22 protein-coding genes and 1 pseudogene are annotated in these 22,553 nt (G+C 63.1%); 8 read left to right on the forward strand and 15 right to left on the reverse strand.

Annotation, left to right across the window (positions count from 1 at the left end; translation table 11 throughout):
- Positions 1-75: 75 nt before the first annotated feature.
- The 5 genes from BMI86_RS05745 to tnpA all read right to left on the reverse strand — a co-directional run bounded on the left by BMI86_RS05745 (position 76) and on the right by tnpA (position 4,415).
- The gene (locus BMI86_RS05745) at positions 76-1,647 is read right to left on the reverse strand and encodes an IS66 family transposase (protein WP_078540140.1); all 1,572 of its coding nucleotides are present in this window, start codon (positions 1,645-1,647) and stop codon (positions 76-78) included.
- A gap of 54 nt (positions 1,648-1,701) precedes the next feature.
- Positions 1,702-2,052: an IS66 family insertion sequence element accessory protein TnpB gene (gene tnpB, locus BMI86_RS05750; RefSeq protein WP_078540141.1), complete on the reverse strand. Its 351-nt coding sequence runs from the start codon at positions 2,050-2,052 to the stop codon at positions 1,702-1,704.
- The gene (locus BMI86_RS21540; protein ID WP_348638948.1) at positions 2,052-2,483 is read right to left on the reverse strand and encodes a transposase; all 432 of its coding nucleotides are present in this window, start codon (positions 2,481-2,483) and stop codon (positions 2,052-2,054) included. Before BMI86_RS21540 ends, tnpB begins: the two co-directional genes overlap by 1 nt.
- A 212-nt stretch (positions 2,484-2,695) precedes the next feature.
- The gene (locus tag BMI86_RS05760; RefSeq protein WP_078540142.1) at positions 2,696-3,964 is read right to left on the reverse strand and encodes a DUF6538 domain-containing protein; all 1,269 of its coding nucleotides are present in this window, start codon (positions 3,962-3,964) and stop codon (positions 2,696-2,698) included.
- A gap of 49 nt (positions 3,965-4,013) precedes the next feature.
- On the reverse strand, positions 4,014-4,415 hold the full coding sequence (gene tnpA / locus BMI86_RS05765) for an IS200/IS605 family transposase (protein ID WP_078540143.1): 402 nt from the start codon (positions 4,413-4,415) through the stop codon (positions 4,014-4,016).
- A gap of 21 nt (positions 4,416-4,436) precedes the next feature.
- Here tnpA and BMI86_RS05770 point away from each other — a divergent pair, with 21 nt between their 5' ends.
- On the forward strand, positions 4,437-5,735 hold the full coding sequence (locus BMI86_RS05770) for an RNA-guided endonuclease TnpB family protein (protein WP_143594697.1): 1,299 nt from the start codon (positions 4,437-4,439) through the stop codon (positions 5,733-5,735).
- A gap of 196 nt (positions 5,736-5,931) precedes the next feature.
- Here the strand turns inward: BMI86_RS05770 and BMI86_RS20920 are convergent, their stop codons facing one another.
- The 6 genes from BMI86_RS20920 to BMI86_RS05805 form a co-directional block, all read right to left on the reverse strand.
- On the reverse strand, positions 5,932-7,365 hold the full coding sequence (locus BMI86_RS20920) for a hypothetical protein (RefSeq protein WP_143594698.1): 1,434 nt from the start codon (positions 7,363-7,365) through the stop codon (positions 5,932-5,934).
- 3 nt (positions 7,366-7,368) lie between these two features.
- On the reverse strand, positions 7,369-7,665 hold the full coding sequence (locus tag BMI86_RS05790) for a hypothetical protein (RefSeq protein WP_143594699.1): 297 nt from the start codon (positions 7,663-7,665) through the stop codon (positions 7,369-7,371).
- On the reverse strand, positions 7,655-7,855 hold the full coding sequence (locus tag BMI86_RS05795) for a helix-turn-helix domain-containing protein (protein WP_078540149.1): 201 nt from the start codon (positions 7,853-7,855) through the stop codon (positions 7,655-7,657). The genes BMI86_RS05790 and BMI86_RS05795 overlap by 11 nt, the downstream gene beginning before the upstream one ends.
- 79 nt (positions 7,856-7,934) lie before the next feature.
- Positions 7,935-8,168 carry a hypothetical protein gene (locus BMI86_RS20925; RefSeq protein ID WP_143594700.1) on the reverse strand — a complete coding sequence of 78 codons (234 nt, stop codon included), beginning with the start codon at positions 8,166-8,168 and terminating at the stop codon, positions 7,935-7,937.
- 72 nt (positions 8,169-8,240) lie between these two features.
- Complete coding sequence (locus BMI86_RS05800) at positions 8,241-10,367, reverse strand: AAA family ATPase (protein WP_168173795.1); 2,127 nt, start codon at positions 10,365-10,367, stop codon at positions 8,241-8,243.
- A gap of 75 nt (positions 10,368-10,442) precedes the next feature.
- A complete protein-coding gene (locus BMI86_RS05805; RefSeq protein WP_210402695.1) occupies positions 10,443-11,273 on the reverse strand; it encodes a GIY-YIG nuclease family protein in 831 nt (276 codons plus the stop codon).
- Here BMI86_RS05805 and BMI86_RS21390 point away from each other — a divergent pair.
- Positions 11,256-11,504, forward strand: coding sequence for a hypothetical protein (locus BMI86_RS21390; RefSeq protein WP_210402696.1), 249 nt, complete (start codon positions 11,256-11,258; stop codon positions 11,502-11,504). The two genes, BMI86_RS05805 and BMI86_RS21390, sit on opposite strands and share 18 nt — an antisense overlap.
- 64 nt (positions 11,505-11,568) lie before the next feature.
- Here the strand turns inward: BMI86_RS21390 and BMI86_RS05810 are convergent, their stop codons facing one another.
- Entirely contained in the window at positions 11,569-12,069 is a 501-nt protein-coding gene (locus BMI86_RS05810) for a hypothetical protein (protein WP_078540151.1), read from the reverse strand.
- A 118-nt stretch (positions 12,070-12,187) separates the two neighbouring features.
- Between BMI86_RS05810 and BMI86_RS21545 the strand changes: the two genes are divergently transcribed.
- Positions 12,188-12,370 (forward strand): ribbon-helix-helix domain-containing protein, encoded by a 183-nt coding sequence (locus BMI86_RS21545; protein ID WP_143594729.1) that lies wholly within the window; start codon positions 12,188-12,190, stop codon positions 12,368-12,370.
- Between the two features lie 84 nt (positions 12,371-12,454).
- Here BMI86_RS21545 and BMI86_RS05820 read toward each other — a convergent pair.
- Positions 12,455-13,675, reverse strand: a pseudogene (locus BMI86_RS05820) (IS3 family transposase); the annotation flags it as partial.
- Positions 13,676-13,872: 197 nt separating this feature from the next.
- Positions 13,873-15,114: a M20 family metallo-hydrolase gene (locus BMI86_RS05825; protein WP_246831637.1), complete on the reverse strand. Its 1,242-nt coding sequence runs from the start codon at positions 15,112-15,114 to the stop codon at positions 13,873-13,875.
- 75 nt (positions 15,115-15,189) lie between these two features.
- Between BMI86_RS05825 and BMI86_RS05830 the strand changes: the two genes are divergently transcribed.
- A complete protein-coding gene (locus BMI86_RS05830) occupies positions 15,190-15,945 on the forward strand; it encodes an FCD domain-containing protein (RefSeq protein WP_078540154.1) in 756 nt (251 codons plus the stop codon).
- A gap of 252 nt (positions 15,946-16,197) precedes the next feature.
- Here the strand turns inward: BMI86_RS05830 and BMI86_RS05835 are convergent, their stop codons facing one another.
- Positions 16,198-16,905: a DUF1028 domain-containing protein gene (locus BMI86_RS05835; protein WP_078540155.1), complete on the reverse strand. Its 708-nt coding sequence runs from the start codon at positions 16,903-16,905 to the stop codon at positions 16,198-16,200.
- 101 nt (positions 16,906-17,006) lie between these two features.
- On the opposite strand from BMI86_RS05835, the gene BMI86_RS05840 reads away from it, so the two are divergent.
- The 4 genes from BMI86_RS05840 to BMI86_RS05855 all read left to right on the forward strand — a co-directional run bounded on the left by BMI86_RS05840 (position 17,007) and on the right by BMI86_RS05855 (position 22,469).
- Complete coding sequence (locus BMI86_RS05840; protein WP_078540156.1) at positions 17,007-18,596, forward strand: ABC transporter substrate-binding protein; 1,590 nt, start codon at positions 17,007-17,009, stop codon at positions 18,594-18,596.
- A 77-nt stretch (positions 18,597-18,673) separates the two neighbouring features.
- A complete protein-coding gene (locus BMI86_RS05845) occupies positions 18,674-19,621 on the forward strand; it encodes an ABC transporter permease (RefSeq protein ID WP_078540157.1) in 948 nt (315 codons plus the stop codon).
- Positions 19,618-21,504, forward strand: coding sequence for a dipeptide/oligopeptide/nickel ABC transporter permease/ATP-binding protein (locus BMI86_RS05850; protein ID WP_078540158.1), 1,887 nt, complete (start codon positions 19,618-19,620; stop codon positions 21,502-21,504). The genes BMI86_RS05845 and BMI86_RS05850 overlap by 4 nt, the downstream gene beginning before the upstream one ends.
- Positions 21,501-22,469 (forward strand): oligopeptide/dipeptide ABC transporter ATP-binding protein, encoded by a 969-nt coding sequence (locus tag BMI86_RS05855; protein ID WP_078540159.1) that lies wholly within the window; start codon positions 21,501-21,503, stop codon positions 22,467-22,469. Before BMI86_RS05850 ends, BMI86_RS05855 begins: the two co-directional genes overlap by 4 nt.
- Positions 22,470-22,553 lie beyond the last annotated feature (84 nt).

Below are 22,553 nucleotides of genomic sequence, written 5' to 3' on the forward strand. Positions count from 1 at the left end.
CTAAAGAAAAACAGCGCCAAATCTCGAAGCCCTTAACGGAAACGAAGTAAGCGGCGGCTGCATCCCACCTCAGGTTCAGCTTGATGGCTTGAAGTTCCACGGGAGAAGTTCATCGATGCGGCCCTGCGGATGGCCGGCGGCGATGGCCTCGAGGGTGGCCTTGAGATAGTTGAAGGGCTCGACGCCGTTGATCTTTGCGGTCTCGATGAGCGATGCGATGCGTCCCCAAGCGCGCCCGCCTTCGTCATGTCCGGCGAACAATGCGTTCTTCCTGTTCAGAGCGATGGGCCGGATCAGGTTCTCCACGCTGTTGGAGTCGATCTCCACCCGCCCATCGTGCAGGAAGGTCTGGAGCCCGTCCCAGTAACGGTGGATGTAAGCGAGCTTCTCTCCCAGGCGCGACTTGGCGGAGATACGCAGACGTTGCTGTTGTAGCCGTTCACCGAACTCGACCACGAGGGGCGCTGTGCGCGCCTGCCGGGCCGAGAGCCGCTGTCCCGGCGCCGTGCCGCGAATGTCGGCCTCGATCTTGTAGAACTCGGCGATGCGGCGCAGCCCCTCGGCGGCGATCTCGGAGCCGTCGCGGTCGAAGACCTCCTTCAGCTTGCGCCGGGCGTGGGCCCAGCAATGCGCCACGCGGATCGGGTTGCCACCCTTGCGGGCGGGACGCGTCAAACGGTTGTAACCCTGGTAGCCATCGAGCTGCAGGATGCCGTCGAAGCCGTGCAAAATCTTCTCCGCGTTCTCCCCGGCGCGGCCGGGCGCGTAGAAGAAGACCACGCCCGGTGGATCATCTCCGCCCCATGACCGGTCGTCGCGGGCGAGCGCCCAGAGATATCCCGTCTTGGTCCTGCCGCGCCCCGGATCCAGCACAGGGGCAGTGGTTTCATCCATGAAGAGCTTGGTCGACGTCTTCAGATGTTCGGCCAGCCGGTCGACGACGGGACCGAGATGGAATGCGGCGGTGCCGACCCAGTCGGCCAGCGTGCTGCGGTGGATCTCGATGCCCGATCGGGCAAGGATCCGGCTCTGCCGATACAAGGGCAAGTGGTCCGCATATTTGCTGATCAGGACATGCGCGATGGCGCCCTCGGTCGGCAGGCCGCCGTCGATGAGATGCGCCGGGGCGCTCGCCTGGGTCACGCCATCGGTGCAGGTGCGGCAGGCGTATTTGGGGCGAACCGTGACGAGCACGCGCAGCTGGGCGGGCACGATGTCCAGGCGCTCGGTCCGGTCCTCGCCGATCTTGTGCATCTCCCCGCAGCCACAAGGACATTGCAGGCTCTCCGGCTCGATCACGCGCTCGATGCGCGGCAGGTCCTTGGGCAGGTTGCCTCGATTGCGCCGGTCTGCACGCCGGGGTCGGCTCTCGGACGGCGCTTGCGTCTCCTGCTTCTCCTCGGCTTCGGCGACCGCAATCTCGAGATCCTCGAAGGCCAGCTGCCGGTCATCTTCGCTGAGCTTCTCGGACCGTTTGCCGTGGACTGCCTGGTTGAGTTCGGCGACCAGATGCTCGAGGCGCTTGATGATCTCCTTGAGGCTGACCCTCTCATCTTTGAGCTCCTCATGCTCGCGCAGCAGCGCGGCGACAGCTTCGCGCTGCGCCTCGGGGATTGCGGACAGGTCAATGATCGCGGTGGATGGCATGGGCGGAGGCTACCCCGAAGCCGCCTCGAAGGCCCGCCCTTTCTCGTGCCTGATTCACTCTGCCGCAGCCGGGCGGCGGATCTCCAGGGCCGTCACCTTGCGCCAGTCGAGCCCGGCGAACAGGGCCTCGAACTGCGCCCGGTTCAAAGTCATCACGCCGTTCCGAACCGCCGGCCAGATGAAGGAACTCTCCTCAAGCCGCTTGTAGGCCATCACCAGCCCGGTGCCGTCCCAGAAGAGGATCTTCAGCCTGTCTGCACGCTTCGCCCGGAACAAAAACACGGTGCCAGTGAACGGATCCTCCTTCAGGACCGATGCGACCTGCGCGGCGAGACCGTCGTGGCCTTTCCTGAAGTCGACCGGCTGGGTCGCCACGAGGATACGGACGGTGTGGGACGGCATCATCACGAGGACGACCCGAGCGCATGGACGATCTCGGCAATCCGCACTGCCGGGGTGTCGGCGGCAAGCGCGATCGTCACGTCACCGAAGACGAGGCGGAGGCTGTCGTCCGACTGCCTCGAGGGATGCGGCGCCTGCGGGGGCTTCGGCTCGCACAGGACAACCGGCGCGAAGGCAGTCGGCTCATCCGACATCTCGGCGGCGGGCAGGACCAGCTTGCCCTCTTTGGCCAGGCATCGCCACGCCGACAACTGGTTCGGCTTCATCCCGTAACGCGCCGCCACGGCGTTCACCGTCGCGCCCGGCTCAAGTGTCTCCGCGACAGCCTGTGCCTTCACCTTCTCCGGCCACCGGCGGTGCCCGCTCTCGAAGATCTCAACTCCCAGCGATCTGAGAAACGCAGTCTGAGCATCCATTGCGAAACGCACTCCCATCTTGAGATGGGTATCACCTCGCAGTCCGCGCCGACGCAGACAACGTGCCGCTCAGACACCGCTTACGAAACGAAGAGCCGCGACTATTTTGGTCGCGGCTCTTTTTGTTGGGAAATCTTTCTATCGGAATGCCATCGTAGCAAAGATATTCTGACATCCTCTTTTTCTGGGGGCGCGTAGAACGCGATAGCGGAACTGGCCCCGCAGAGTGCTCAGAATGCAATCGGCTCAAGGAGCCCTGCGATCACCGCAAGTCGCCCACCTTCCCCGTAGCGCTCGCGCCCCAGAGCATGCCCCATCACGTCGCGCCGGATCCGCTCGTCGATCCCAGCGGCGAGCATTCGATCCTCAAACGCGTGCCGCAGGCTGTAGAGAGAATGCCGCTCGCTCTGCAGAAGGCCTGCATCCCGCAGATAGGTATTCACGGTGGCGCTCAGCGTGGCCGAACTCTCGCGATAGCGCGAAAACCCGTTCGGAAACCCCCGCATCGCCTCGAGCGACACCCCGTGCAGCGGCATGACGCGCTCCGCGTTCTGCGTCTTCAGAACTCGACCGATCGGCTGCAAAAGCAAATGCGGGATCGGATCCTCGAGCCGGATCTCCTCGGGCCGTAGCGCCGCGATTTCGCTCGGACGCAGCCCGGTATTCACCATCACCCGCAAGGTCGCCCGGGCCTGCGGCTCCAGCCCATCGAGCGCACCGGGGGCCAGCAAGCGATCCTGCACCCAAGCGTCCGAGAAGGACGGCCTCCGCGCCGCTTTCCCCTGTCGGAAGCCGAGATCCTCGAGCGGCAGCTCGAGCCCGAGCCGCTTGTCGCGGTTCACGCGCCTCAAGACCGCACTGAGATGCGTCAGATCCTTGTTCGCGGAATTCGCGGTGAGCCCCTCGGATGCGATCCGCTCTGACCACCAGTCGCGAAAATCCAGAAAATCATCCCGCGACAGATCATCAAGCGGCTTGTCCCCGACACCCGCGATAAAATTCTGCACGGCCTTGATATGCGGGTAACGCCACCGTCGGACCTGGTCCACACTCTTGCCCAAGGTTTTGTCCCGCGCGAGCCCCCAGAACAGCTCGAGCGCCCGCGAAACGGTGATTAGGGGCAGTTCCGCCCCACCCAAGAGCGAATCCGCACCAAGCGGATCGCGCATCTCGTCACTCGCAACCAGATCGATACGCGCGAGGAGCTCTTGCACGGGCAGACGCGCTACCTTGCGCGCATCGAGAAACCGGTAGCCGCGCGCCTTGGCAAACCGCTTGGCCGCAGCGAACCGCGCCTCCGCGTCTTCCGTATGGCCATCGAGCATCGCCTCCCAGACCTCGACCTGCTCGGCCCAGAGCACCGGGGCCTTCTCTCGCGCCACCGTCTCAGACCCAGTTCTAAGGCTGATCACCACCTCGCGGCGCGGATCGACAGAGGCATCGGCCTTGGGAACCCGCCGACGCAGATGCCAAATTTCGCCGCGCTTGGTGATATTCATCACAACATCAGCCCCCCTTCGTTCAGGTCAGGGAGAGATAAAGGCCGCTTTATTTCGTCGGCGTGCGCTGATTGCGCACATAGCTCTTGATCGTCTTTATCGGCGCGCCCCCGCAGCTGGCGGCAAAATAACTCGGCGACCAGAACCCCTTTCGACTGAAGCGCCGGAGATCTTCGCGGTCGCGCAGCAAAAGCCGCGACCCAACCCCTTTTAGCGAGTTAACAAGCTTCGACACCGCCACCACCGGCGGATATTCGATCAGGAGATGGACGTGGTCGTCCTCACCATCGCATTCGAGCAGGCGCGCGTTAAAGTCACTGGCGACTTTGTCGAAGGCCGCCCTCAGGCGCTCATGCGCATCAACGTCCAGCACGCCGCGGCGACATTTTGTGACAAAGACCAAATTTACTCGCATTGACGTAAATACATGTCTTCCATTACGATATTCCATATTGACTCACCATAGACCAAATTGTATTTTACGAAAATGCAAACAATTCGCGGCCATGTCTACACCTTAAAGCCATCTTCGGAGCAGGAAGCCCTGCTCGCGCAGACGGCTGGTGTCGTGCGCCTCATCTATAATCTCGCACGCGAGCAGCGCCGCACATGGGGCAGGCGCCCCTACGCCGGTGGGGCGCACCGCAATTTGGGCGCGATGAGCATGTCCGGCGAGCTCTCGGCACTGCGCGCGTCAGAGCCCTGGATCAAGGCAGTCAGCCAGACCGCACAAATTCAGGCCCTGATCGATCTCGATCGTGCCTACGCCAATTTCTTCGAGGGACGCGCGGGCTATCCGCGTGCGCGCCAGAAGTGGCGTGACGACAGCTTTCGTCAGGCCGGGCGCGAAATCACGGTCCGACGCCTGAATGCGAAATGGTCAGAGGTGCGCATCCCCAAAATCGGATGGGTGCGCTATCGCGACACCCGCCCGCTGCCCGCGAAGAAGGACGGGGCTGCCGATATCCGAAACGCCACCATCTCGCGCCGCTCCGGTGGCGGCTGGCAGATCTCGATCGCGGTGCGTTACGAGATCGAGGAGCGGCCGATCCCGGCCGGCGCCGTGGGCGTCGACCGCGGTGTCGCTGTGCCCTTCGCGCTCTCGACCGGTGAAATGGTCCACCTACCAAAGGCGATGAGATCGCGACAAGCTGCCCAGCGGCGCGCCCAAAAGGTGCTGTCGCGGCGCAAGCGAGGATCTGCGCGCTATGCAAAGGCCCGGGCTAGGCTCTCAGCGCTAAAGGCGCGCGATGCGCGCGCCCGGGCTCATGTGGCTCATGTGTTGAGCTGGCGGCTGGTCAAAGACTTCGGCTTGATCGCGATCGAAAACCTCAAGATCGCGAACATGACGCGCTCGGCGCGCGGCACGATCGAAGAGCCTGGATCGAATGTCGCTCAGAAAGCCGGTCTGAACCGGTCGATTTTGAATGTTGGCTGGTATGCGTTCGAGCGCATGCTCAGCTACAAGCTCGAGGAGACGGGAGGCGTCCTGAGCAAGGTTCCGGCCGCTTACACCAGTCAGACCTGCGCCGCCTGCGGCCATGTGGATGCAAGGAGCCGCGAAAGCCAAGCCCTCTTTGCATGCACCGCATGTGGCGTCACCACCAATGCCGATATCAACGCGGCAAAGAATATCCTGGCCCGGGCCCTCGCCCGGGATGAGGATCGGCGGGGGAACACCCCGTTGCTGGACGTGGAGGCTTCGACATTAGCCGCCTGTGAAGCGTCAACTCGATTCAGGTCGAAGGGGCTCAATGCCGCTTTGGCCTGATGGGCAATCCTCGTCCGTCAGGGCGGAGAAGATGTTAACGCACACCTCCGGGAAAGAGCTTTGTGTATCGCTGCGAATAGCAAGAAGCCTTATCTACGGAAGAAATATCAATTCAAGCAATTGATTTCTTTTCCTTCTTTATCGCACCAACTCGACGTTCGGGGCGTATTGTCGGAATTCCGGGACATTGCGGCTATTAGAAATCAGGCCCGCATTCATCTGCGGGGGGCAGCGGCTGGGTATCTGGCTGAGGATCGGTGGCGACGACAGGTTCAAATTGGCGCCGTTCGAGGATCTGAAAAAGAAGCGCCGCATCCGGACCTTCCCTCAGCACTTGGACCTCCCGCGGGGAGATGATCGCCTGATCCCCCGCGCTGAAAGCGACGACGATCGCAAGCCGTTTAGGCAATCGCTTCCAACGCCAATCTTGGAAATTCTGACGGAGAATATTGAGCGTCCGCGCGAGCCACGACCCGAAGCTCAGCGCACCGGGATGCTCAGGAGTCGCAAGATGCGTTTCTGGCCTTCCGCGTTCTCTCGCGCGAGTATCTCGAGGGCGCTCAAGCGTTCGTCTCGGGCCTGCTGATCCGCGATGATCGAATCCAGAAAGTCCTTCGTGTCCTGTCGAATGCGCCCGAGCATCGTGAGTTCGTCCCGCAGGGCGTAGAGCGCCGACATCATCAGTTTCCCGAGCTCGGTCTTGTCTTTCTCCAACAGTTGGAGCAATTCGATCAGCGGCATCAGCGCGTCTGTTTTCTCGTCGATTGCCTTGATGATGTATTCGACTTCGGGCGATGGCGAGATTGCATTTGGCGCATTCGGTGTGTGCGGCATGGATCGCTTCCTTCATTTTGTCCTTGGAATGTCTAATTGAGAGCGCGAGGCTGGATGCGGGCAGGGCCATCGCGAGGTCAAAGCGTGTATGGAGATGGCGCGGCTGCCAGGCCTCTCCGAGCTCTCCGCCCCAGACTTCGCCATGGGCCGTGCGATAGCGATAGCTGTAAATGCCGTGACTGTTGCGGGCGTCCATCAATGTGATCGGTTCGCTCCTGGATCGCAGCCGAGCTTTGAGGCCTTCGATTGAGGTCGGCGGATCGTTTTCGAAAATTTCCGTCATCGCGCGATACAGTGCCATCCGCGCGGGTGAATTGAGTTTTCGCCGCGGCGTCGGTGGGCGGAGCGTCGGCGTCTTCGGGTCGAAATAGATCGGCGCGGGAAGGCCGAGACGCTTCGCGAGCTGAACGTGATTACGGTCGGTGTCCCGGCGAGACAGTCTGGGTTTGATCAGTGTTCCGACGAAAGTCGTAGGAATGTGCGCGAAATGAACGTGATCGCAATTTGCATCAGCATGCCGACCGATCAAGGAAGGAATCTCAAGCGGCGGCAAGCCCATCAACTCGAGCTGGATGAACACAACCTGCAACCATTCCTGCCGTGCCATATGCAGGCCTTCGGGAAGCGAAAGGGTTGTGTGGAGAATTTCTTGCCCGGCCGCCAGCTCTTCGAGTTGGAGCCGAGCGGCACGCTTCGTCGTGAAGATTAGCGTGCCGCCGATGAACTCCGCCCCCTCGCGGAAGATGTAGTCTTCGACGAAGCGCGCGTTCGAATGCTTCTCCGTATACGCACGCATCTTTCAACCCTCCGACCATCTGCGGATCGCCGTCGTTAGCTCCCGCACTTCTTTGGCGAGCTCGAGCGTCGCGTCCGTCTCATGAGGCGCAAGTCCGTTGACCGCGAGGCCGAGACGGCCGAGGTGCCCGGCGATTTCGGTTGCTTCGAATTGGGTGTCGCGGGGTGTGCCGAGGCAGCGCTCGCGCAGAAACTTCCCGCGCGTGGCCGATCCGGCCGCCTTGCGCCGCCTGTCGATGATCGCAAGCTCGTCGGAGGTAAGACGAACCTTGATCTCTTTTTCACGCCTCTTAGCCATCAAGATGCGCTTCGCAATTGGCGAGCCAGCCGTCGATATCGCTGACCCGGAAGCGGGCAGTGTTCCCGCCAAGCAAGACCTTGTGCGGGAAGTCGGGTCGGTCGCAATTCCAGCGGTCAACTGACGGACGGGTGACGCCGCAGATCTTCGCGACCTCCGCGATCGTGTAATAGCGTTTCGGGGGCATGTTCATGGCAAGTCTCCTTTGTTCGCGCGATTGCGCGTTGGTTTGGGTTTCTTAGTTTCGCTACCGCCCGAGTTTGGGCGTGCTTTCAGTATAGTGGTTGGGTTAGGTGTTCGGAGACGCTTTCTTTGCGTTTGCTACGGTTCAGCGTGCCCCCGGATGCACGAAGCTGTGGAAAACTATCGCGAAGCGGCAAGCTCGTCTGACGGCTGGCTTCCGGCATACCGTCCGGTGGTGTGCAGGCGGCCTTGACGATAGCCTTTCCTCCCGAAAAATCCGGATTTTGGAAATACTTTTTCAAATCCGGAATGGCATTCTTCATTCGGGCCCTCTGAAGAACCTAGGACGCCAGAAAAAACGTCCCCGATCTCGAAGCGCACGGCACCTGAACCGGTTATCGATCAACCTCCTTCTGGGCGATCGGACGTTTCTTCGTCGGGAAGGTGCGAAGGCTGACAAAGGGTCTGGCCCGCGGCGGCCCGAGCAGCTGCGCGAGGGTTTCGCCGCCGATCTCACGCTCCTCGGCGAGCCGCCGGGCGGCGTCCTGGAGCAGCCGTCGGTGCTCTTGAAGAATACGCATCGCCCGGATCTGCAGGGTCGCGAGGCGGTCCGAGACGCGCTCGTAGACATGCGGGTTTTGCAGAAGTGTCGCGTCAGGAGCATCTTGCCAGACCAGCTCGTGATAGCCGAGGCCGAAGCGCGTTTCGATGTCGATGCAGCGGCGTGTCGCTAGCGCGAGGTCTGATCTTTCGTCCCCACCAGCCCCGGCGCCGGCCGCCCCGAGCTCAAGTTTTTCCGCCGCTCGACCGGCTAGAAGAAAGGTCAGCTCATCCTCGAAATCGGCAGGAGTTTGGAGCGTCGCCGTAGTCAGAGGAAATATCTCGCCTCCGCCCTTTTGCGTGAGACAGACGCGTCGGATCATGCCGAGGCCGAGGCGCGTAAAGACGATCGCATGCCCGATTTCATGTAGCGCCGCCCGCCAGAGGGCCTGCGGGTCAACGTGCTGGGTCGCGCCAATCCCGCGCTTCAAATCGGCAACCTCGAGTCTCCTGCCTTCCGCCCGAGCGACGCTCTTGGCGGACCGGATAGCTGCGTCGAGATCCGCGGCGCTCATCCCGACAGCGTCCCGGGCGATCGGTGAAAGCTGATCGTTCGGCGCATCGAAATGAGAGCGCAAAATGCCAAGAAGCAGTTTCCGGTCCGGGTGCGTCACCGGCACATGAAGATCGAAACGCCCTGGTCGAAGAACGGCCGGATCGATTGCGTCCCGGTCGTTCGTCGCGCCGATCAGAAGGACACCCTCAGTCTGTGCCGTCTTATCGATCTCTTCGAGGACGCCGTTGATCACTTGGCGTCGATAGTTTCGCGAATGCTGATCGTTGTCGGCGCGCGATCCGACCGCATCGATTTCGTCGATGAAGAGGATCGAGGGCGTCGTGGTGCGGGCCTCCTGAAAGCTCGTGCGCATCGCTTCGAGCATCTGACCGAGATGTCCCGCGGCCTGCCACGCCGCGAAGGAAGCGAAGACGAACTTGGCCTCGGCGGATTGGCCCATCGCGCGCGCGATATAGGTCTTGCCGGTGCCCGGCGGACCGAAGAGAAGCATCGACCGGGTGACGTCGGCCCACGCAACCTCACCAGCTTTCCAGAGCCGCAGGTCAGATACCATACGCCGAGCCGCAAGCAGCGCCTCGCCCTCGCCGGAGATGTCGTCGAGTGTCGGTGGCGTTTTCGTCGGGGTGATAGTCTGCGGCACAGCTGTCGCGAGCCGACGCGCTGCATCCTCGGCGTTCGACGCGCGGAACGCCAGCGCAAGCGCCGTAGCGGTGAGCTTGGCGATCTCGGCATCTTCCGGAAGCCGCTGTCGAAGTTCCGCGAGCGAAGAAGGGGCATAGGTGAGCTGGAGCTGTGCGAGCACAACGTCGCGGGAGAGGGGCGCCAAGCGAAACGACGGAAGCGCTCGCTGCATCCCGTCGGGAAGCGAAAGTTCACTCGGCACGACGATCAGGAGCGGTTCTCCATCCCTAAGCAAGTCGTCGAATTCGCCGACAACCCCACTCCGGGGGTGCCCGCGCAGAACGTGGACGGAGAACGCGATCGCCTTTTCGGTTTTCATCGAGGCTTTGACCTCGGGCACGAAATCCCGCGGCAGGAAGAATTGTCTGAACACTTTCGCTGCCGCTTCCATCTCGATGCCGGAGGCGCCGGTCAGAAAGGTCACCGCCCCCTTCGCGAAGAGCGCATCGATGCAGTCGGTCGTCTCAAACGTGGCCGCGAGGCGGAGCAGAAGGGAGAGTTCGAGCGGCGCAAGGCTGCTGACCTGACATGCGTCCCAGAGCGATGAGGGCTGTTTTTCCTCGACGGTTGCGAGCGGGGCGGCGATTGCCCGCGGAGGCTTGGGGGTGTCGTCAACCGCAGTCATGTCGAACTCGTCGACAGGCGTCGGATCGAGTTCCGCTCGCCGACTAAGCGCGTGAAGCGCGAGGGCTGCCCATGGCAGTGACGGAAGTGTTTGCAGCATTTGTGCCTCCGGCATCGAGGGGAAGGGCGGCCCCGTTCAGGGCCGCTTTTGTTCTCTTGAAGGGAAAGGGTAAGGTCAGTCGCCAAGAGGCCGCAGCCGTTCCGAGCGCGCGCGTGCCTTGATGCGGCTTCGCTTGGCCTCACGCTCTTCCTTCCTTTGCACTCGGCGAAGCTGGCGGAGGATCGTCTCTTCAAGGCCAGCGCGATAGAGTTCGGACTTGACGCGCAGCTCGCCGGAGAATTCCTCGGGCTCGAGGATTTCGCCGGGAAATGCGTTCGCGAGCCACTTGTGCAGGCGTTTCTCGACACGCTGGGCATGCCGACCGGTGCGCATCGAAACCTGCAGGAGCAGGTCCCGTTTCAGGTCCGGATGTCGGTGAAGCTGATGTCGCAGCCGCGACGTCGGATTGCGCGAGAACCCGAGCTTGATCGCCGAAACCCCGGTCGTAAGTTCGAACTTCATCGCGTAGAGGTAGCTAGGTTCCGTCGACCAGCAATCGCCACATCCGGGGCAGGTGAAACGCCCAGTCTGCATATTGACACGCGCGATCCGACCTTCCGCGCCGCAGCCGTCCGCGTGGCGATAGAGCCGATAGTTGACGTCGCCCTGCGGATCGGAGCCGAGGAGTTCCCAGCCTTCTTCACGGGCCTCCGCCTGTTCGAGTGCCGCGTGGCACGTCTCGCAGCGCGCATCGGTTTCGCCGCGCGCCATCTTCTGGATGAACGGGAATTGGCGGCGGATTTCATGCCCGCAAGCTGCACGGTAAATGCCGTAGCTCCGCGCGTCGGGATCGCGGCCGAGCATCTCCAAGCCGGCCAGCTCTGCGGTCACCCTCCAGCGGGCCTCAATACAGGTCGGGCAGTCGGGCTGAAAATTAAGCACGACGGAGTGGCGCTTGATCTGCAAGCCGCCGCAGTTCTTGCATTCGAGCGCGAGGTGATCCTTGTCCTTGATGCGAGCGACGACGCGGTAGCCCTTTGCTTCGGCGGCATCGATCCAGTTCTGGTGGATCTTGCCCGGGTGCACCGGCTGATCTTCGCCACGGATGTGCAGGATGATGGGATTTTGCTGGGTCATCGTGGACCCTCCATGAATGGTCAGGAAGAGCGCGCGCAGTCGAGCCGCGCACGAATTTGACTGAAAGAGTTTTGGGGTGTTCGCCGAGGGGCCGCTGAAAACGAACGGAGCGAAGAAAGGAGCGTCAGCCCGAAGTCGGCGGAGCGAGGGCTTCGACCGGATCGAACATGTCGAGTTCGAGGAACCGTTCGAAGAGGGGGAGCGCCCGCGTCAGAAGGCGATTGGCCTGAATGTCGGTCACGCTCCCGCCTTTGACCCGCAGATTTTCGCGCCGACGCCGAAAGATGTCGCGAAAGCGCACGCGGCGATCGTCGTCTTCGTTCAGCATTGCAAGTTTGATACCAAAGACGGCGAGCTTGATCGGTTTCTCGACGGGAGAGTTGGGCCGAAGTGCGAGAATGATTTCTTGGCAGTGAAGCATCTGCTCCTGGGCCGCTTCCGACAGCCTGAGGTTATCGTGAAAAGCGGGGTTCCAGCTGTAGGCCTCGTCGAGCCAAGTCTCGTAGTCGACGAAGTCCTCAAGCGCATCGAGGAACTGCGGGAAAAGCGTCAGGATCGACGTGCCGGGAGTGTCACTCCCGTCTTCATTCTGAAGATGCCGCGTGATAGTGGGAAAAGTAGCCATGGTTTTCTCCTTATCCGAGAAGGCTGTGGTTAGGGCGTCGGCGGGAGTTGCAGCTCTTGCTGACGCTCGATATATGTGGCATCATAAATTTATGACGTCAACAAAAAGATTCTCTGAAATGGAAAAAAAGAAAGTCGGGCGCCCCCCTGTCGACACTGAAGCTGTAACGCTTCGGCTTCCCCGCGACATGATCAAGGCTCTCGATGATCGTAGGAGGCTGGCCGAAGACCTGCCCTCACGGCCCGAGATGATACGAAGAGCTCTGGCGCAGTGGTTGTCGGATACTGAGAACGACAACTGACGCATGCGCCTGACACGACAAAAGTGTCCGTCGTCAGATGATTTGGGACACGAGCGGCTAATCTCGAACGGAGGGTCTGGCTCGTTAAGTTTTCAGTCTATGCCGCGTTCTGACGATGCGAGCCAAGCGGCGCTTCTCAATGGTCTTGGCTTTGATCTCCTTTCGTCGTTTTTTGGATGGTTTCACCCCTGCCCAGGTAGACGTCAGCGGGGGTGAGGTTGCCGAGGCTCTCGTGTAGCGGTGATGGTTGTAGTGATCGATGAAGTCACCGATGGCGGCTTCCAGCGCTCGATCTTGCCCTGGGTCTGCGGGTGTCGGGGAGCACCGCGGACGTGGTTCATGCCTTGATCCGCAAGCCAGTCGGCCAGCTCCCCGGATATGTAGGATGCGCCATTGTCGCTGAGCAGCCGAGGTCGGTGGGCGACTGTGGCCCGGTCACAATCCGAAGCGACCAGAGCGTGTTCCAGCGTGGCGGCCACATCCATGGTCTTCATCGTGGTGCAAAGCCGCCAGGCGATGACGTAGCGGCTGTAATCGTCGAGGATCGTCGACAGGTAAAACCAGCCCCAACCGACCACCTTGAAGTAGGTGAAGTCGGTCTGCCAGAGCTGGTTCGGTCGCACCGTCTTCTCGTGGAACTCGTCGGCTGCCTTGATGACGATGAAGGCCGGACTGGCGATCAGGTTATGGGCCTTTAGCAGCCTGTAGACACTGGCCTCGGACACGAAGTAGCGCTTGGTATCTGTGATCCGGACCGCGAGCTCGCGCGGCGACAGCTCAGGCTCCTCGAGCGCCAGGTCGACGACCTGCCTGCGCACCTTGTCAGGGATCCGGTTCCACACCCGGGACGGGCGTGAGGGCCGGTCCTTGAGCCCGGCCTCGCCCAGAGACTGGTAGCGGTCATACCAGCGGTAGAAGGTTGCCCTCGGGATGCCAAGCAGGTCCAGGGTTTGCTTCGCCGAGAGGTGCGATTGCTCCACCTGCCGGATGATTTCAAGCTTCTCGGAGGTCGGGTATCTCATTCCTCGAACGCCCCATCCCCGAGCATGCTTTTTTGAGCAGGCGGTTCTCGAGCGTGAGATCCGCGACGGCCTCCTTTAGCGCAGCCGCCTCGTGTCGCAGTTCCTTCACCTCAGGGCTTGTCGCTTGCCGGGCCGTGTCGCCCGCCAGCCGCTTCTTGCCCGCTTCGAGAAACTCCTTCGACCAGCGGTAATACAAGCTCGTCGCGATCCCCTCGCGACGGCAGAGCTCGGCGATGCTGTCTTCGCCGCGCAGACCTTCTAGCACGATCCGAATCTTTTCCTCGGTCGAATGCTGGCACTGCGGCGATCGTGTGGTTACTCGAGTGCCGCGAAGTCTGCACACTCGAGCCAAAACATTGGGAAGCGGGTCGGTGTGGATGCCCCGCGGTCCCGCCTAACGTCCGAATATTTCGGAAGCAGATAGCCAGTTTTGATGCAATGCCCTGCGGCGTAATACGTGCCGGGAAGGCCTTGCGCGCCTCAGGCGTTGGAAGAAAAACCAGCCAGGAAAGCAGCCAGTGCGTCGACCGCCTGCCCCATGTCCACAGCGCCCGCATATTCGGCCGGGTTGTGGCTGATCCCGCCTTTGCAGCGCAAAAACAGCATCGCGATCGGGCAGAGATCGGCCATCGCAGAGGCGTCATGTGTGGCTCCCGAGGGCAACTCGGGCGCGGGCGCTCCGGTCGCGGTGCGAACGGCTGCGGCGAGCCCCTCTCGCAGCCCTGCGTCACAGGCTTGGGCGGGTTGAGCATAGGTCTTCTCAATCTCGATCTGCGTCGCAGTGACCTCGGCGATCTGCGCACAAAGCGGGCTAAGCGCCGCGCCCATCGCAGCGCGCGCGGGATCTTCGGCGGCGCGGATCTCGATGGTCAGATCGACCCGCGCGGGGATCGCGTTGACGACGTTGGGCGAGACATCGAGCTGCCCGACCGTCGCCCGAATACCGTAATCGCGCGCCATGTCATGCACGCCGCGCACCAGATCCGAAGCCGCCAGCAGCGCGTCATGGCGCATCTCCATCGGCACGGTGCCCGCATGTCCTGCTTCGCCGGTGATCGTGACATGGTGCCGCTCGATCCCGGAAATCGCGGTAACGACGCCCAGCGGCTTGTCCGCGGCCTCAAGCACCGGGCCTTGCTCGATATGCAGCTCAAGATAGCCTGCGACCGTGGCCGGATCGCGCGCCAACGCTGCCGCGCCCTCCGGATCGCCACCAAAGGCCTCGAGCGCCGCGCCAAGGCTCACGCCCGCCTTGTCCACCATCTCGAAAACGGCCGGGTCGAGCGTGCCCGCCAGCGCGCGCGGCCCGATCAATGCGGTCGGAAACCGTACGCCCTCCTCGTCGGCGAAGGCCAGCACCTCCACGGAAAACTCCAGCGCGCGATCCCCAAGCGCCTCGAGCGCAAGACATCCCAGCGCCACCCCCATGATCCCGTCGAAAGCCCCGCCATGACGCACGCTGTCCTGATGCGAGCCGATCAGCAGCGTGGGCGCGCCCGCAGGCCCCGCGCGCCGCCCGATCAGCGTGCCTGCTGCGTCACGCGCGACCATGCAGCCCGCCTGATCCATCCAACCCGTGATAATCTCCAGCGCCGCCTCGTGCTCGGGACCGAACGGCAGCCGGGTCACGCCGGGACCGGGCTCGGAGGCTTTCGCGATCGTCTCCAGCCGCTCTTGCGCAACCGCACCCCAGTCCTGCATGGCATCACCTCTATTTATCATGATAAATAGCTATCTACTCTTTTGATGCGAATTGGTCTAGGAGAAACGCCAGTGAGTTTCCCCTCAAGAGATCCGATGCCCCGCAAACCCGCCAACGAACCCAAGCGCTCCCGCCCCGCCCGCGTGGCCGATCAGATCAAGGACTGGGTCGTCGCGCAGCGCCTGAAGAAGGGCGACCGCCTGCCCGGCGAGGCCGAGATGATCGAACGGTTCGGCATGGCGAAGGGCACGATCCGCGAGGCGATGCGGCTGCTGGAGGCGCAGGGGCTGGTGACCACGCGCACAGGGCCGGGCGGCGGCTCCTTCGTGGGCGAGGTCAGCGAGGAGCGCGCCCGGGCGCTATTGGGAAACTACTTCTATTTCAAGGACCTGACGGTCGCCGACATCTACCAGATCCGCCGCGCGCTGGAGCCCGAAGTGGCTGCGAGCCTTGCCGGAAAGCTCTCTGAGGCGGATCTCGCCGAGCTGGAGGCGCTGGTCTCGCAATATGCCGCCCCCGCCGCCACGCCCGAGGAAGAGCGCGAGCAGCATGTGGATTCCCTGAAATTCCACGCGGTGCTGGCGCGTCATTCCGACAATGCGCTGCTGGCCTTCCTGATCCGCTTCATGGCGCAAATCCTGTCGGACCTGACGGTCTACCGCAAACTCTACGCACCCCATAACCGCGAGCTGTGGGAGAGCGGGCGCAACCACCAGATCGCCCTGATCGCCGCGCTACGCGAGGGCCGTGCCGAGGATGCCCGCACGATCATGGCCGATCACATGGCCACGGCCCAGCGCTTCATGGAGGCGCAGGAGGCCGAGGTGATGAAGCGCTTCATCGCCGAGTGACACGGGCTTCCGCGCCTAGGGCCGCGCCCGAGCCTCGGGTGGGCGCTTTGCGACGCGTGTCGCTTAGCGATTTATTTCGCAAATCCGAAAATCGGTGATGCATGCGCAGACGCCGCCAATGCGCCCTCCCGTGGGGAGGGGTGGGCCGGGAGAAGGTGGCCTTCCAGTGGAAGGACATCCCGGCGAACGCCTGAGCATCGCGAAGGCCGGACGTGCGCGGCCCGGGCTGGTCGCCCGCGCCAAGTTTAGATCTCACTCCGTCCCCGTCTCGGGCAGCGGGATCACTTCCGGCTTCACCAGATCGGGGGCACGATAGGGATCGTCGAGCGTCGGCACGACGCGGGTCCAGCCGTAATAGGGCTCGGCCCGGGCGGCGGCGAGCAGGTCGGCCAGATCCTCGAGCGGCTTGGCCGAGCGGTCGATGCGCAAGGTGAGCGGCGTCGTCGCGCGCGAGGCCACCAGCAGCGCCGCCGAGAGGAGCCCGCGCGAGTCGCCCCCCGCCTGCGCGCCTGCCACCAGCGCGGCCATCAGCCGGTCTGGCATCGCGCCGAGCGTGGACAGGTAAGTATCGCGCACCGCCGCGATCACCGACCAATCGGCAAGCATATTGCCCGACACCACGACACCCGGCCCTTCCAGCGCACCGCAGACCGGCACCGACATTTCGCCAGTGAAATGGCCCGTGCGCCCGCGCAGGTCGATCGCGGCCAGCTGGCGATGGGCGCGCCCGGTATCGGGGCCCGTCACCTCGGCCACGGCCTGCGCCGCGGACATACCCGCCTTCATCTTCGCCAGCACATCCTCGCCCCAGAGCGTGGAGGGCGCGGTGCCCTGGCTTGCCGACAATCCCGATTCGGCGCCGCCGCGCAGCACCCAGCCGCCGACGCAGAGGCTGCCGGTCATGGCCGCCCCGCCATAGGCGCCTGTTTTTTCGTCATATGCCAGAATTGATACCGTCACGGCGGAACTCCGTTAATCTGCGCTCTTGCATTTATCATGATAATTTGCCCTCATGCAATCATCACCAATAAAAATCAGCCATGCTGAACAGGAGAGGTACTATGGCAAAACTCACCCTTACGCGGCGCGGTCTTCTGATCTCGGGCGTGGCGACGGGCGTCCTGATGGGAACCGGTCTGCCTTCGATGGCAGCGACCCCGCCCGGCGTTCTGGTCGTCGGCCAGATCGCGGAGCCCAAGGCGCTCGATCCGGCGGCGGTCACCGCCGTGAACGACTTCCGCATTCTGATGAATCTTTATGACGGGCTGGTGCGCTACAAATCCGGCACGCTCGAAGTCGAACCGGCCCTCGCCGAGAGCTGGGACATTTCCGACGACGGCAAGACCTACACGTTCCACCTGCGTCAGGGCGTGAAATTCCATGACGGGTCCGATTTTGACGCCGAGGCGGTGAAATTCAACTTCGAGCGCATGCTCGATGAGAACCACCCCTATTACCACACCGGCCCCTTCCCGCTCGCCTTCTTCTTCTCGAGCGTGGACACGATCGACGCGAAAGACCCGCAAACCGTGGTCTTCACGCTAAAAGAACCCTATGCGCCCTTCCTGTCGAACCTCGCCTATCCGACGGGGCTGATCGTCTCGCCGACGGCGGTGAAGAAATTCGACAAGGATTTCGGCCGCAACCCGGTCGGCACCGGCCCCTTCACCTTCAAAGAATGGCGCCCGAACGAGGCCGTCGTAGTCGAAGGCAACCCGGATTACTGGGACACGCCCACCTCGCTCAAGGCGGTGATCTTCCGCCCGATCACCGACGCCAATACCCGCGTGGCCGAGATGCTGGCAGGCGGGATCGACCTGATGGTCGAGGTGCCGCCCGTGGCGCTCAAGGAGTTCCAGAACGACAAGTATCACCTTGTCGAACAGGCCGGTCCGCATCTTTGGTTCCTGATCCTCGATTGCGCCAAGGGGCCGTTCAAGGACAAGCGCGCCCGTCAGGCCGCGAACTACGCGATCAACAAGAAAGCGATCGTCAACGATGTGCTCGAAGGCACGGCAACCGTGGCCAACGGCCCGACGCCTGCCGCCTTCGCCTGGGCGCATGACGACAGCCTCGACCCCTATCCCTACGACCCGGAGAAAGCCAAGGCGCTGCTGAAAGAGGCCGGCGTGGCCGAGGGCACGGAAGTGACCTTCTACGTCACCGATGGCGGCTCGGGGATGCTCGACCCGGTGGCGATGGGCACGGCCATTCAGGCCGACCTGAAAGCGGTGGGGCTGAACGCCAAGATCGAGACCTTCGAGTGGAACACCTTCCTCGGCAAGGTGAACCCGGGTCTGGATGCGAACGGCCAGCATGTCGACATGGCCGAGATGGCGTGGATGACGAATGATCCCGACACCCTGCCCTATCTCGCGCTGCGCACCGATGCCTGGCCCGACAAGGGCGGCTTCAACTCGGGCTATTACTCGAACCCCGAGGTCGACAAGCTGCTCGAAGAGGCGCGCACCGCGACCGATCAGTCCAAGCGCGCCGAGCTTTACAAGAAGATGCAGCAGATCGTGCATGACGACGCGCCCTGGGTCTTCGTGGCGAACTGGAAGCAGAACGCGGTGACGAACGACAAAGTGTCGGACTTCACGCTGCAGCCCTCGTTCTTCCTGCTCCTCAAGGACGTGACGAAGGCCTGATCCTTCCGGGTGCGCGGGCCGTGACAGGTCCGCGCACCCTTTTTTTCATCATTTGCGCGTCACCCAAAGGGAGACCAATGGGCAGCTATATCCTCAAACGGCTCTTGCTGGCGGTGCCGGTGATCCTCGGGATCACGGTGATCGTCTTTCTGATCATGGCGATGATCCCGGGCGACCCGGCCACCGCGATCCTGGGCAGCTATGCCACACCCGAAAACGTGGCGAAGCTGAACCGCGATCTCGGCCTCGATCAGCCCTTGGTGGCGCGCTATTTCATCTGGCTGGGAAACATGCTCCACGGCGATTTCGGCCAGAGCTTCTCGCTCAACCGCCCGGTGATCGACGAGGTTCTGGAGCGGTTCAACAACACGCTGATCCTTGCGGGCACCTCCTTCGTTCTCTGCACGGTGTTCGGCATTCTCGCAGGCGTGGTCTCGGCCGCGCGCCAATATGGCTTCGCCGACAAGGCGATCACCTTCGTGGTGCTGCTGGGCATTTCGATCCCGTCCTTCTTCCTCGGGATGATGATGATCCTGATCTTCGCGGTGGACTTGCAATGGCTGCCGGTCTCGGGGATGTATGCGATCTATGGCGGCGGCGACCTGCCCGACCTGCTCCATCACCTCACGATGCCCGCGCTGGCTTTGGCGGTAGTGGCGACCGGCGTGGTGGCGCGGCTGTCGCGCTCGGCCATGCTGGAGGTGCTGCGGCAGGATTTCATCCGCACCGCACGGGCCAAGGGCGTGAAAGAGGGCCGCGTGATATGGGGCCATGCGCTGCGCGCGGCGATGGTCTCGATCATCCCGGTGCTCGGCATTCAGGCGGGCTTCGTGCTGTCGGGCGCAGTCTATATCGAGATCGTGTTCCAGTGGCCCGGCATCGGGCGGATGCTGGTCGATGCGATCTTGCAGCGTGACATCCTGCTCGTCCAAGGCGGCGTCGTCTTCGTCGCGGCCTGCTACGTCATTTTCAACATCATCGTCGATGTCGCCCAGAGCCTTCTCGACCCGAGGATCAAGACATGAGCGCGTTCTTCAAACTTCTCGCGCGCAACCGGCTGGCGCTGGGTGGGCTGATCGTGATGGGGCTGGTTGTGGCTCTGGCGCTGATCACGCCGCTGCTGCCGCTCGTCGATCCGGATGCGACGAATACCGCGAACCGCTTCCTGCCGCCATTTTCCGATGGCGCGTTGCTGGGCACCGATGCGCTGGGGCGCGATCTGCTCTCGCGGCTTCTGTGGGGCACGCGACTGTCGCTCGCCGTTGGCTTTGCCGCCGCTCTCTTCGCCGCCGTCGCGGGCGCTGCAGTCGGCATCATCGCGGGCTTCTATGGCGGGCGGACCGACAATATCATCATGCGCGCCGTCGATATGCTGATGGCCTTCCCTTATATCCTGCTGGCGCTGGCGATCGTCGCCGCTCTCGGCCCCGGTCTCGTGAATGCGCTGATCGCGGTGTCGGTCGTCAACATCCCCTTCTTCGCGCGCAACATCCGCGGCATTACCGTGGGGCTCGCCAATAAGGAATTCGTGGATGCGGCGAAGCTTGCGGGCATGTCCAATGCGCGCATCATCACCTCGGAAATCCTGCCCAACGTCGTCCCGGTGATCGTGATCGCGATGTCCACCACGATCGGCTGGATGATCCTCGAGACGGCGGGCCTGAGCTTCCTCGGGCTCGGCTCGCAGCCGCCGCAGGCCGATCTCGGGAGCATGCTGGGCGAGGCGCGCTCGGCGCTGATCACCAACCCGCATACCTCGGTCATCCCCGGCATCATGATCCTGATCATCGTGATGAGCATCAACCTGCTGGGCGACGGCGTGCGCGACGCGCTCGACCCGCGGCTGAAATCGGGCGCGCTGAGCCGTCCGATGGCGGCGACCCGCGTGGACCGCAAACACACCCCCGCGCCGAAAGTCGCCACTGACGGCATTCTCAGCCTCGAGAACCTGCGCACCGAATTCCACGTCAAGGACCGCATCTACAAGGCGGTGTCAGGTGTTTCGCTCTCGGTCAAACCCGGCGAATGTCTCGGCGTGATCGGCGAGTCCGGCTCGGGTAAATCGGTCACGGCGCTGTCGGTCATGGGTCTTGTCGCCTCGCCGCCCGGCGTCATCACCGGCGGGGCCGCGCGGCTTGAGGGCCGCGACATGATCGGCGCGCGCTATGGCGATCTGCGCTCCTTACGCGGTCGTCGCGTCGCCTATATCTTCCAGGACCCGCTGGCGACGCTACACCCGCTCTACAAGGTCGGCGATCAACTGGTGGAGGCGATCTCCAGCCATCGCGCGATCTCGAAATCCGAAGGTCGTGCAAAGGCCATCGAGTTGCTGAAATCCGTGCGCATCCCCAATGCCGAGGAGCGCGTGGACAGCTACCCACACGAGATGTCGGGGGGCATGCGTCAGCGCGTCGGCATCGCGATGGCGTTGGCCAACGATCCCGACGTGATCATCGCGGACGAGCCCACCACCGCGCTCGACGTGACGGTGCAGGCGCAGATCCTCTCGCTGCTCGACGATCTGCGGCGCGAACGCGGGCTCGCCATCATCTTCATCACCCATGATTTCGGCGTGGTGGCCCAGCTTTGCGACCGCGTGGCGGTGATGTATGCGGGCCGGATCGTCGAGGAAGGCCCGACGATGGAGATCTTGCGCGCACCCGCCCATCCCTACACCGCGCGGCTCATTGCCTGCGTGCCCGAACTGGGTGCGGGCAAACGAAAGCTGGAGGCGATCCCGGGCTTGCCGCCGTCAGTCGACAATTTGCCCGCAGGCTGCGCCTTCGCCGATCGCTGCCTGAAGGCGCAACCGTCGTGCAAAGAAGGCGAGATACTGCTCGAAGGGACCGGATCGCGCGCCGTGCGCTGCCTCTATCCCGAAACCACTCTCGCGGAGGAAACCGCATGAGCATCGCCTTGCAAATCACCGACCTGTCGAAAACCTTCCCCGTCGGCAAGAAGCTGTTCGGCGGCGCGACCGGCGGGGTCAAAGCCGTGCATCCGATGACCCTCTCGGTCCAGACGGGCGAAACGCTGGGGATCGTGGGCGAGTCCGGCTGCGGCAAGTCCACGCTGGCGCGGATGCTGGTGGGCCTCCTGCCCGCGACGACCGGCACGATCGAAATCGAGGGTTCGGCGCTCGATAACGCCGACCCGGCCGAGTTCGGCAAGCGCATCCAATATGTGTTTCAGGACCCGATCAGCAGCCTCAACCCGCGCAAAACGATCCGCCAGATCATGGATGCGCCATTGAAGCTGCTGCACGGGATGGACCGCAAGGCGCGCGAGAAGCGTATCCTCGAGATCTTTGACAGTGTGAACCTCCGCGCCGATTTCCTCGACCGCTACCCGCATGAGTTCTCCGGCGGTCAGGCGCAGCGCATCGGCATCGCGCGGGCACTGGCGGCGCAGGCGCGCATCCTGATCCTCGATGAACCCGTCTCGGCGCTCGATGTGTCGGTGCAGGCGCAGGTGCTGAACCTGCTGGCAGACCTAAAACGCGAATTCGGCCTGACTTACCTCTTCATCAGTCACGATCTGGCGGTGGTCGAGGCGGTCTCTGACCGGATCGCGGTGCTCTATTTCGGCTCGGTGGTCGAGGAAGGCCGCGCCGAAGAAATCTTCGCCCATCCGCGCCACCCTTACACGAAGCTGCTGGCGGAAAGCGCGCCGGTCGTGGGGCGTGCGCTCTCGGACCCGGAGCAGGGCCAGGCAGAACTGCCGAACCCGCTCGACCCGCCCAAGGGCTGCGCCTTTGCCATGCGATGCCCCTACGCGACCGATAAATGCCGGGACGCGGCTCCTTCGCTGGAAGAGATCGGCGACGATCAACGGGTCGCCTGCTACCACCCCCTGCCCGCCGGGTCCCTCTGACGGTTGCCCGGACCGTGGCGCGGCTACGGCGAAAGCCCGCCTCCCGGCTCGAAGCCTCAAGAGCTTCGAACGGCTTCGGAGGGC

This window comes from Thioclava sp. DLFJ5-1 (assembly GCF_002020115.1).
GTDB classification, from domain to species: domain Bacteria; phylum Pseudomonadota; class Alphaproteobacteria; order Rhodobacterales; family Rhodobacteraceae; genus Thioclava; species Thioclava sediminum.

Coding starts and splice junctions, on each gene's coding strand:
- BMI86_RS05830 (WP_078540154.1), top strand. CDS start 15,190: ATGCCCCGCAAACCCGCCAACGAACCCAAGCGCTCCCGCCCCGCCCGC.
- BMI86_RS05795 (WP_078540149.1), bottom strand. CDS start 7,855: ATGAACATGCCCCCGAAACGCTATTACACGATCGCGGAGGTCGCGAAG.
- BMI86_RS05840 (WP_078540156.1), top strand. CDS start 17,007: ATGGCAAAACTCACCCTTACGCGGCGCGGTCTTCTGATCTCGGGCGTG.
- tnpA (WP_078540143.1), bottom strand. CDS start 4,415: ATGGAATATCGTAATGGAAGACATGTATTTACGTCAATGCGAGTAAAT.
- BMI86_RS05760 (WP_078540142.1), bottom strand. CDS start 3,964: ATGAATATCACCAAGCGCGGCGAAATTTGGCATCTGCGTCGGCGGGTT.
- BMI86_RS05810 (WP_078540151.1), bottom strand. CDS start 12,069: ATGGCTACTTTTCCCACTATCACGCGGCATCTTCAGAATGAAGACGGG.
- BMI86_RS05825 (WP_246831637.1), bottom strand. CDS start 15,114: ATGATAAATAGAGGTGATGCCATGCAGGACTGGGGTGCGGTTGCGCAA.
- BMI86_RS21540 (WP_348638948.1), bottom strand. CDS start 2,483: ATGGGAGTGCGTTTCGCAATGGATGCTCAGACTGCGTTTCTCAGATCG.
- BMI86_RS05850 (WP_078540158.1), top strand. CDS start 19,618: ATGAGCGCGTTCTTCAAACTTCTCGCGCGCAACCGGCTGGCGCTGGGT.
- BMI86_RS05845 (WP_078540157.1), top strand. CDS start 18,674: ATGGGCAGCTATATCCTCAAACGGCTCTTGCTGGCGGTGCCGGTGATC.
- BMI86_RS21545 (WP_143594729.1), top strand. CDS start 12,188: ATGGAAAAAAAGAAAGTCGGGCGCCCCCCTGTCGACACTGAAGCTGTA.
- BMI86_RS20920 (WP_143594698.1), bottom strand. CDS start 7,365: ATGCGTGCGTATACGGAGAAGCATTCGAACGCGCGCTTCGTCGAAGAC.
- BMI86_RS05745 (WP_078540140.1), bottom strand. CDS start 1,647: ATGCCATCCACCGCGATCATTGACCTGTCCGCAATCCCCGAGGCGCAG.
- BMI86_RS05800 (WP_168173795.1), bottom strand. CDS start 10,367: ATGCTGCAAACACTTCCGTCACTGCCATGGGCAGCCCTCGCGCTTCAC.
- tnpB (WP_078540141.1), bottom strand. CDS start 2,052: ATGATGCCGTCCCACACCGTCCGTATCCTCGTGGCGACCCAGCCGGTC.
- BMI86_RS20925 (WP_143594700.1), bottom strand. CDS start 8,168: ATGAAGAATGCCATTCCGGATTTGAAAAAGTATTTCCAAAATCCGGAT.
- BMI86_RS05855 (WP_078540159.1), top strand. CDS start 21,501: ATGAGCATCGCCTTGCAAATCACCGACCTGTCGAAAACCTTCCCCGTC.